Here is an 8,997-nt window from a genome sequence, read left to right on the forward strand (position 1 = left end):
ATCCGGCGGTGCCCAAGGCTCACCAGGTGGTCCACACCGAGGACCGTGCCGGCCACGTCGTCGCTGCGCACAGCGTCGACACCGCGCGTTCGGCGTGCCACCACGACCACTGGGATCTGCGACGCGAGATCGTCGAGTCGGCGCGCCGTGGCCTGCGGACCGATCAGCACCAGACCTTCGCATCGATCGTCGACCAGCGTCCGGACGGCACGGGCTTCGTCGCGATGGGGCGTGACGGCACTGAGCACCACGTCGAATCCGAGCGCTTCGGTGGCCACGTAGAGGCTGTCGACGACATCGGCGTGGAACTCCTGCCCCGCGGCGAACATCACTCCGACAAGATTGGAGCGAAGCCGACGCAACCGTTGGGCATGCGGGTCCGGCCGGTAACCGATCTCGTCGGCCGCCTGTTTCACGCGCTCGCGGGTGCGCTCGCTCGCGCCGGCCGCGTCGCGCATCACGATCGACACCAATGCCCTTGAGCACCCAGCGCGTTCGGCCACGTCCGCGAGCGTCGGTCTGCGTGTCACGCATCCAGCCTAGATCGTTCTAGCTTCACCATTGACTATTCTGCGGGCCTACGCTTACCGTCACTAGAACGTTCTAGTTCACGTGGGAGAACCAAGATGAGCAGCTTCCAGCTCGCCGTGTCGTCGGAGATGGTCTTCACCGATCTGCCGATCCTCGACCGCGTCCGGCGGATCGACGAACTCGGTTTCGCCGTCGAGATCTGGAGTTGGCACGACAAGGACCTGAAGGCGCTTGCCGCCACCGGTGCGACGTTCACATCGATGACCGGTTACCTGCACGGCGATCTCATCGACCCAGCGAGCGCCGATGAAGTGGTGCGCACCGCCGAACTGAGCATCAAGGCCGCCGAGACGCTGGGGGTGACACGGCTGAACCTGCACACCGCCGAGCTCGTCGACGGTCAGGCCGCCCGACCGCGCCAGCGGACCACCGGTCAGATGTGGCTGACGGCCGCGCACGCGCTCGAGCGCATCGGCGAGTTGGGCGCTACCGCCGGCGTGACGTTCTGCGTGGAGAACCTCAACACCATCGTCGACCATCCCGGCGTGCCACTGGCCCGCGCCAAGGACACGCTCGCCCTCGTCGAGGGCGTCGGTCACCCGAACGTGAAGATGATGCTCGACCTCTATCACGCCCAGATCGGCGAGGGAAACCTGATCGAGTTGGTGCGCCGCTGCGGGGACGCGATCGGCGAGATCCAGGTGGCGGACGTGCCGGGACGCTGCGAACCGGGCACCGGGGAGATCAACTACGCCGCCATCGCCGCGGCACTGCGCGCCATGGGGTACACGGGCACCGTCGGGCTCGAGGCGTGGGCGTCAGGCGACAGCGAGGCCGCGCTGGCCGCCTTCCGCCACGCCTTCACCTGAGCTCCGCCGGAATTGCATTCCAGCAGAGGATTCGTGAGTTTCGGCCTGCTGGAATGCAATTCCGGCGAGAGGTGGCTCAGCGGTCGACGAGCGTGGTGTCGAAGTAGTAGCGCGCCGCCCGGTAGCAGTGATTGCCGAACTCGACCGCCGCGCCGGAGTCGTCGAACGCGGTGCGCGTCATCGTCAGCAGCGGTGCATTGAGTTTCTCGTCGAGAAGCTGCGCCTCGGCACGGGTGGCACCACGGGCCCCGATCCGCTGGCGCGCCAACCGGATGTGCACGCCACGGGCCCGCATCGACTGATACAACCCATTGCTCTCCAGTTCGTCCGGATCGGGTGCGATCTCGACCGGCAGATGATTGACCATCACCGCCAACGGCTCACCGTTGGCGCTGCGCAGACGCCGGATGCAGGCGACCTCGCGGCCTTCACCCAGATTCAGCTCGCGCGCCACCTCCTCGTCGGGCGGACCCACCCGGTACTCGAGCAGCCGGGTGGTGGGCTCCTGGCCGGCGCGTGCCAGATCCTCGAAAAGGCTTGTCAGCTCCACTCGCCGGTGCACCGGATTCTGGACGACCTGCGTGCCGACGCCGCGCTTGCGCACCAGCATGCCCTTGTCCACGAGCTCCTGGATCGCGCGCCGGGTCGTCGGGCGCGACAGTGCCAATCTCTTGGCAAGGGCGAGCTCGTTTTCGAATCGATCACCCGGAGCGAGTTCGCCATCACGGATAGCGGTCTCGATCGCCTGGGCGAGCTGATAGTAGAGGGGAACAGGGCTTGACCTGTCGAGCTCCACTGTCAGGGGCACGTCGGGCTCCGATCTCGAGTTATCCGGCCAAGGGTAGCTGCATCGTAACAGTCCATGATTGCAAGTAAGAATGTCAGGACAAACTATTGACACAGCGTCGTGATCCGGGGCACAGTCATATCCAGCCACCCACCTACTCGTCGGAGTGACTTTGATGACCAATCAGCCATTTGACGTTCTCGCCATCGGGCGATCCGGCGTCGACGTATATCCACTCCAGGTCGGTGTCGGCCTGGAGGACGTCGAGACGTTCGGAAAGTTCCTGGGCGGAAGCGCTGCCAACGTCGCGGTCGCCGCTTCCAGGCTCGGCAATCGTGCCGCCCTGATCTCCGGCGTCGGCGACGATCCGTTCGGTCGGTTCGTCCGCGCGGAACTCGCGCGTCTCGGTGTCGACAACCGGTACGTGGCCACCCACGGCGAGTTCCCGACGCCGGTGACGTTCTGCGAGATCTTCCCGCCGGACGACTTTCCGCTCTACTTCTACCGCAAGCCGAGCGCTCCGGACCTTCAGATCGATTCGCAGGACATCGATGCCGACGCGGTCCGGTCGGCACGGCTGTTCTGGGCGACGGTCACCGGGCTGTCCGAAGAGCCAAGTCGGAGAGCACATTTCGAGGCATGGGCGGCCCGCTCCGGAGATGGCGCAAGCCGTACGCCGCTCACCGTGCTCGACCTCGACTACCGACCGATGTTCTGGGCTTCGGCAGCCGACGCCACCGAGCAGGTTCAGCGCGCGCTGGCTCACGTCACCGTCGCCGTCGGCAACCGCGAAGAGTGCGAGATCGCCGTCGGCGAGTCCAATCCCCACCGGGCGGCCGACGCCCTGCTCGACCTGGGTGTCGAGTTGGCCATCGTCAAACAGGGGCCCCGAGGCGTGCTGGGAAAGAGCCGTCACTCCTCGGTCACCGTGGCACCCAACGAGGTTGATGTCGTCAACGGTCTCGGCGCCGGTGACTCCTTCGGGGGGAGCCTGTGCCACGGCCTGCTCAACGGATGGCCGCTGGAGAAAACCCTGCGTTATGCCAACGCCGCCGGAGCTATCGTCGCCGGCCGACTGGAGTGCTCGACCGCCATGCCCACCGCCGCAGAAGTGGCCGAGTTGGCTGAGCAGACCGCAGTAGGAGCCGTCAATGTCTGATTCCCCCGTGTGCGTCGATTACCCGGCCGTCACCGAGGTCCGAGCCACGGACCCCGCGGCGGTAGCCCGCGCCTGGCAGCAGCGGTCGACCCGACCGACGTTGCGCGACAACGGAAAACTGATGATCGTCGCCGCTGATCACCCGGCTCGCGGCGCCCTGGCTGTCGGCGCCCGCCCCACCGCGATGAACAGCCGCACCGACCTGTTGGATCGGTTGCGCGCAGCGCTCGCCGATCCGGGCGTCGACGGCGTGCTGGCCACCGCCGACATCCTCGACGACCTCGTGCTCCTGGGTGCGCTCGAGGACAAGGTGGTGTTCTCCTCGTTCAATCGGGGCGGACTCGCGGGTTCGTCGTTCGAACTCGACGACCGGATGACCGGTGCCACCGCGGCGTCGACGGCGGCCGCGAAGATGAACGGCGGAAAGATGCTGTGCCGTATCGATCTCGATGACCAGGGCACGGTGGCCACGCTGGCGTCGTGCGCGCAGGCTGTCGACGAACTCGCCGCGCACGGCCTGATCGCGATGCTGGAACCCTTCATGTCCTCCCGGGTCAACGGCAAGGTCTGCAACGACCTGAGTCCCGACGCGGTGATCAAGTCCGTGCACATCAGCCAGGGCCTGGGCGCCACGTCGGCCTACACGTGGATGAAGCTGCCCGTGGTCGACGAGATGGACCGGGTGATGGAATCCACCACCATGCCGACGCTGCTGCTCGGCGGGGATCCGGCCGATCCCGACGAGGCGTTCGCGAGCTGGGAGAAAGCGCTGGCGCTGCCGTCGGTGCGCGGCCTGATCGTGGGCCGCACGCTGCTCTATCCCGCCGACGACGATGTGAGCACTGCGGTCGCCACCGCGGTGGCGCTGGTGCGGTGATCATGCACAGCAAGCTGTACATCCCCGCCAACAGTGGTACCGCACCGTTCGCCGTCGCCATCACCCCCGAGGATGCCGGATGGTCGGAATCCTCTCTGCATGTGGTCGAACTCGGCGACGGGCACGAGGTGTCGCTGCACACCGGCGACACCGAGGTGATGATCCTTCCCCTGGCCGGTGCGGGCACGGTGCAGTGTGGCGACGAGTCCTTCGAATTGTCACCGCGCGCTTCGGTTTTTGACGGTCCGGCCGACATGGTGTACCTGGGTATCGACCAGGCCTACAGCCTCGAGGGGCGGGGGCGGATCGCCATCTGCGGTGCGCGTGCGGCAAGTTCGTACCCCAACCGCCGGGTCGCCGCAGCCGACGTTGCCGTTGAGCTTCGCGGCGCGGGCAACTGCAGCCGCCAGGTACACAACTTCGGGACCGCCACCACGTTCGAGGCCGACTCGTTGATCGCCTGCGAGGTGATCACCCCGGGCGGCAACTGGTCCAGTTACCCCGCGCACAAGCACGACGAGAACACCGAGGTCGAGACCCAACTCGAAGAGATCTACTACTTCGAGGTCGACGACAGCCCGGCCGGCACACCGGGATTCGGATATCACCGGGTTTACGGCACCCCGGAACGACCGATCGAGGTGCTCGAGGAGGTCCGCTCCGGCGACGTCGTGCTGGTGCCACACGGCTACCACGGTCCGTCCATAGCCGCACCCGGCCACCACATGTACTACCTGAACGTGATGGCCGGATCAGGTCCCAACCGCGCATGGCTCATCTGTGACGATCCCAACCACACCTGGTTGCGTGGCAGTTGGGAACACCAAGAGATCGACCCCCGCCTCCCGTTCACTGCGTTTTCCGAGACCTCCTCCGCATCCAAAGGAGAATGACCCGTGGTTTCCACCGCGCCGAAGTCGACCGACAAGCTCGCCGACACCGAACCGACCGTCCAGCTCACGGTGGCACAAGCCACGGTGCGCTTCCTGGCCAATCAGTACGTCGAGCGTGACGGCGACCGCCACAAGTTCTTCGCCGGTTGCCTGGGCATCTTCGGCCACGGCAACGTCGCGGGCATCGGCCAGGCGCTGCTGCAGGACGAGATCGAGGCAGCCGAAGCGCGGCAGGAACCCGGTCTGAAGTACGTGCTGGGCCGCAACGAGCAGGCCATGGTGCACACCGCGGTGGCCTACGCCCGGCAGAAAGATCGCCTGCAAGCCTGGGCGGTGACAGCAAGCGTCGGCCCCGGTTCGACCAACATGCTCACCGGGGCAGCCCTGGCCACCATCAACCGGCTGCCGGTATTGCTCTTGGCCTCAGACACTTTCGCCACCCGTGCGAGCTCGCCGGTGCTGCAGGAGCTGGAATTGCCGTCCAGCGGCGATGTCACCGTCAACGATGCCTTCAAGCCGCTGTCACGATACTTCGACCGGGTGTGGCGTCCCGAGCAGTTGCCGGCCGCACTGCTCGGTGCGATGCGGGTGCTCACCGACCCCGCCGAGACCGGTGCGGCGACGATCTCGCTGCCCCAGGACGTCCAGGCCGAGGCGTTCGACTGGCCACAATCGATGTTCGCGGAACGGACGTGGCACATCGCCCGGCCGATGCCCGAGCGCTCGGTGATCACCCGCGCCGCTGAGGTGATCCGTGCGGCCACCAAACCGCTGATCGTTGCCGGTGGCGGCGTGATCTACTCCGGCGCCGACAGCACGCTGGCCGAGTTCGCCAGTCAGACCGGCATTCCGGTGTGTGAGAGCCAGGCCGGCAAAGGGTCGCTGCTGCACGAGCATCCGCAGAGTGTCGGTGCTGTCGGATCCACGGGCACCACGGCCGCCAACGTGCTGGCCAGCGACGCCGACGTGATCATCGGTATCGGCACCCGGTACAGCGATTTCACCTCAGCCTCGCGCACCGCGTTCAACAACCCCGACGTCCGGTTCGTCAACATCAACGTGGCGTCCCTGGATTCGGTCAAACAGGGTGGCATCAGCGTCGTCGCCGATGCGCGCGAAGCACTCGAGGCGTTGAGCGTCGTCGTGGGTGACTACACCGTCAGCGACGAATATCGGACTCGCACAGCGGAACTGATGAGCGACTGGAACGACACAGTGTCGGAGGTGTACCGCACCGACGACGGCGCCGCACTGAATCAGAATCAGGTGATCGGCCTCGTCAACACCCTCTCCGATCCTCGTGACGTCGTGGTGTGCGCGGCCGGCTCCATGCCCGGCGACCTGCACAAGCTGTGGCGCCTGCGCGACCGCAAGGGCTATCACGTCGAGTACGGGTACTCCTGCATGGGCTACGAGATCGCCGGCGGCATCGGAGTGCGGATGGCTGCCCCGGATCGGGACGTGTTCATCATGGTCGGCGACGGTTCCTACCTGATGATGGCCACCGAGCTGGTGACCGCAGTGCAGGAGGGCGTCAAGGTCATCCCGGTGCTGGTGCAAAACCACGGCTTCGCCTCCATCGGCGGCCTGTCAGAGTCGTTGGGATCGCAGCGATTCGGCACGGCCTACCGGTACCGCAGCGAAGACGGGCGCCTCGACGGCAACACGCTTCCCGTGGATCTGGCGGCCAACGCCGCGAGTCTGGGCGCCGACGTGATCCGGGTGACGACGGCAGCAGAGTTCTCGGATGCGGTGAAGGTCGCCAAGGCCGGCGAACGCACCACGGTGATCTATGTGGAGACCGACCCGTTGATCTTCGCCCCCGACAGCCAGTCCTGGTGGGACGTCCCGGTCAGCCAGGTGTCCACGCTGGCCTCGACACAGACCGCTTATGAACGCTATTCGGATTGGAAGAAAGTGCAACGGCCACTGATCAATCCGTCCGATCGCTGAGGCTGCGATGTCCGACAGCAACGAATTACGGGTCGCCGTTCTCGGCGTCGGTGTGATGGGCGCCGATCACGTCACCCGCATCACGTCGCGGATCTCGGGGGCCCGAGTCACCGTCGTGAACGACTACGTCACCGAGAAAGCCGAGCAGATCGCGTCGCAGATCGATGGTTGCCGCGCGATCGTCGATCCACTCGACGCGATCGCCGATGCCGATGTCGACGCCGTGGTGCTGGCCACGCCGGGAAGCACGCACGAAGACCAACTGCTGGCCTGCCTCGAACACGGCAAGCCCGTCATGTGTGAAAAGCCGCTGACCACCGACGTCGCCACCTCGTTGGACATCGTCCGGCGGGAAGCCACGCTGGACCGTCCGCTGATCCAGGTCGGATTCATGCGTCGCTTCGACGACGAGTACATGCGCCTGAAGGCACTGCTGGACGGCGGCGAACTCGGCCGTCCGCTGGTGATGCACTGCGTGCACCGCAACGCCGGTGTGCCCTCGTACTTCGACAGTTCGTTGATCGTCAAGGACTCCCTCGTCCACGAGGTCGACGTGACGCGGTACCTGTTCGACGAGGAGATCACGAGTGTGCATATCGTCCGGCCCGCATCGAATCCCGGTGCACCGGAGGGCGTCATCGATCCTCAGATCGCGATTTTGAGGACGGTATCCGGCAAGCATGTCGACGTCGAACTGTTTGTCACCACCGGAGTGGCCTACGAGGTTCGCACCGAAGTGGTCGGTGAGCTCGGGAGCGCGATGATCGGCCTCGACGCCGGCCTGATCCGCAAGGCCGCCCCGGGAACGTGGGGTGGCCAGATCACTCCGGGTTTCCGTGAGCGTTTCGGTCGCGCCTACGACACCGAGATCCAACGCTGGGTGGACGCGGTCCGGGCCGGCATCAACATCGACGGCCCCACCGCCTGGGACGGGTATGCCGCAGCGGCGGTGTGTGCTGCCGGCGTCGAATCGCTCCACACCGGCCTACCCGTCGACGTGCGCCTCGCAGAACGCCCCTAGACCATCACAAGAAGAAACGAGAATCCGATGACCAACACCATTTCCCATTGGGTGGACAACAAGGAGTTCGCGGGCACCAGCAGCGCGACGGCGCCGGTGACGAACCCGGCGACCGGTGAGACCACCGGGCAGGTGGCCCTGGCCACCGTCGCCGACGCGCAGACCGTGATTGACGCCGCCGCGGCGGCGTTCCCCGCCTGGCGGGACACCTCACTGGCCCGAAGGACCCAGGTGCTGTTCCGTTTTCGGGAGCTGCTCAACGAGCGCAAAGGCGAACTCGCCGAGATCATCACCGCCGAGCACGGCAAAGTCGTCTCCGACGCCCTCGGCGAAGTGTCGCGCGGCCAGGAAGTCGTCGAGTTCGCCTGCGGCATCCCCCACCTGCTCAAAGGCGGCTTCACTGAGAACGCCTCCACCAAAGTCGACGTCTACTCGGTGCGCCAACCGCTGGGCGTGGTCGGGGTCATCTCCCCGTTCAACTTCCCCGCCATGGTCCCGATGTGGTTCTTCCCCATCGCGATCGCCACCGGCAACACCGTCGTGCTCAAACCCTCGGAGAAAGACCCCACCGCCTCGCTGTGGATCGCGAAGTTGTGGGCCGAAGCCGGCCTGCCACCGGGGGTGTTCAACGTCCTGCACGGCGACAAGACCGCCGTCGACGAACTGCTCGTGAACCCGAAGGTCAAGTCGGTGTCGTTCGTCGGATCCACCCCGATCGCCCAGTACGTCTACGCCACCGGCACCGCCGCCGGCAAACGCGTCCAAGCCCTCGGCGGCGCCAAGAACCACGCCGTGATCCTGCCCGACGCCGATCTGGACCTGGCCGCCGACGCCATGGTCAACGCCGGCTTCGGCTCCGCAGGCGAACGCTGCATGGCCATCTCGGCGTGTGTCGCGGTCGGGCCGA

Annotated in this window: 9 protein-coding genes; 7 read left to right on the forward strand and 2 right to left on the reverse strand. The window is 66.2% G+C overall.

The window, feature by feature from the left end; all coding sequences use genetic code 11:
- Positions 1 to 530 (reverse strand): LacI family DNA-binding transcriptional regulator (locus WA965_RS12895; RefSeq protein ID WP_526447595.1); only part of this gene is annotated, 530 nt, incomplete at its 3' end.
- A 96-nt stretch (positions 531 to 626) separates the two neighbouring features.
- Between WA965_RS12895 and WA965_RS12900 the strand changes: the two genes are divergently transcribed.
- The gene (locus tag WA965_RS12900) at positions 627 to 1,400 is read left to right on the forward strand and encodes a TIM barrel protein (protein ID WP_526294294.1); all 774 of its coding nucleotides are present in this window, start codon (positions 627 to 629) and stop codon (positions 1,398 to 1,400) included.
- Positions 1,401 to 1,476: 76 nt separating this feature from the next.
- Here WA965_RS12900 and WA965_RS12905 read toward each other — a convergent pair whose 3' ends face one another.
- Positions 1,477 to 2,208: a GntR family transcriptional regulator gene (locus WA965_RS12905; protein WP_526294295.1), complete on the reverse strand. Its 732-nt coding sequence runs from the start codon at positions 2,206 to 2,208 to the stop codon at positions 1,477 to 1,479.
- Between the two features lie 154 nt (positions 2,209 to 2,362).
- Between WA965_RS12905 and iolC the strand changes: the two genes are divergently transcribed.
- The 6 genes from iolC to WA965_RS12935 form a co-directional block, all read left to right on the forward strand.
- Positions 2,363 to 3,346, forward strand: a complete 984-nt coding sequence (iolC, locus tag WA965_RS12910) for a 5-dehydro-2-deoxygluconokinase (RefSeq protein WP_526294296.1) — start codon at positions 2,363 to 2,365, stop codon at positions 3,344 to 3,346.
- Positions 3,339 to 4,223, forward strand: coding sequence for a Cgl0159 family (beta/alpha)8-fold protein (locus WA965_RS12915; RefSeq protein ID WP_526294297.1), 885 nt, complete (start codon positions 3,339 to 3,341; stop codon positions 4,221 to 4,223). The genes iolC and WA965_RS12915 overlap by 8 nt, the downstream gene beginning before the upstream one ends.
- A 2-nt stretch (positions 4,224 to 4,225) precedes the next feature.
- A complete protein-coding gene (gene iolB / locus WA965_RS12920; protein ID WP_526294298.1) occupies positions 4,226 to 5,116 on the forward strand; it encodes a 5-deoxy-glucuronate isomerase in 891 nt (296 codons plus the stop codon).
- Between the two features lie 3 nt (positions 5,117 to 5,119).
- Positions 5,120 to 7,069 (forward strand): 3D-(3,5/4)-trihydroxycyclohexane-1,2-dione acylhydrolase (decyclizing), encoded by a 1,950-nt coding sequence (gene iolD / locus WA965_RS12925; protein WP_526294299.1) that lies wholly within the window; start codon positions 5,120 to 5,122, stop codon positions 7,067 to 7,069.
- A 7-nt stretch (positions 7,070 to 7,076) separates the two neighbouring features.
- Positions 7,077 to 8,090, forward strand: coding sequence for a Gfo/Idh/MocA family protein (locus tag WA965_RS12930; RefSeq protein WP_526294300.1), 1,014 nt, complete (start codon positions 7,077 to 7,079; stop codon positions 8,088 to 8,090).
- Positions 8,091 to 8,117: 27 nt separating this feature from the next.
- The coding region (locus WA965_RS12935) for an aldehyde dehydrogenase family protein (protein ID WP_526447597.1) at positions 8,118 to 8,997 on the forward strand (880 nt) is incomplete at its 3' end.

It is taken from the genome of Mycobacterium sp. (assembly GCF_049683935.1).
GTDB lineage: Bacteria > Actinomycetota > Actinomycetes > Mycobacteriales > Mycobacteriaceae > Mycobacterium.

Excerpts from the sequence above, each read along its gene's own strand:
- iolB (WP_526294298.1), top strand. The coding sequence starts at position 4,226 with ATGCACAGCAAGCTGTACATCCCCGCCAACAGTGGTACCGCACCGTTC.
- WA965_RS12915 (WP_526294297.1), top strand. The coding sequence starts at position 3,339 with ATGTCTGATTCCCCCGTGTGCGTCGATTACCCGGCCGTCACCGAGGTC.
- WA965_RS12900 (WP_526294294.1), top strand. The coding sequence starts at position 627 with ATGAGCAGCTTCCAGCTCGCCGTGTCGTCGGAGATGGTCTTCACCGAT.
- WA965_RS12930 (WP_526294300.1), top strand. The coding sequence starts at position 7,077 with ATGTCCGACAGCAACGAATTACGGGTCGCCGTTCTCGGCGTCGGTGTG.
- iolC (WP_526294296.1), top strand. The coding sequence starts at position 2,363 with ATGACCAATCAGCCATTTGACGTTCTCGCCATCGGGCGATCCGGCGTC.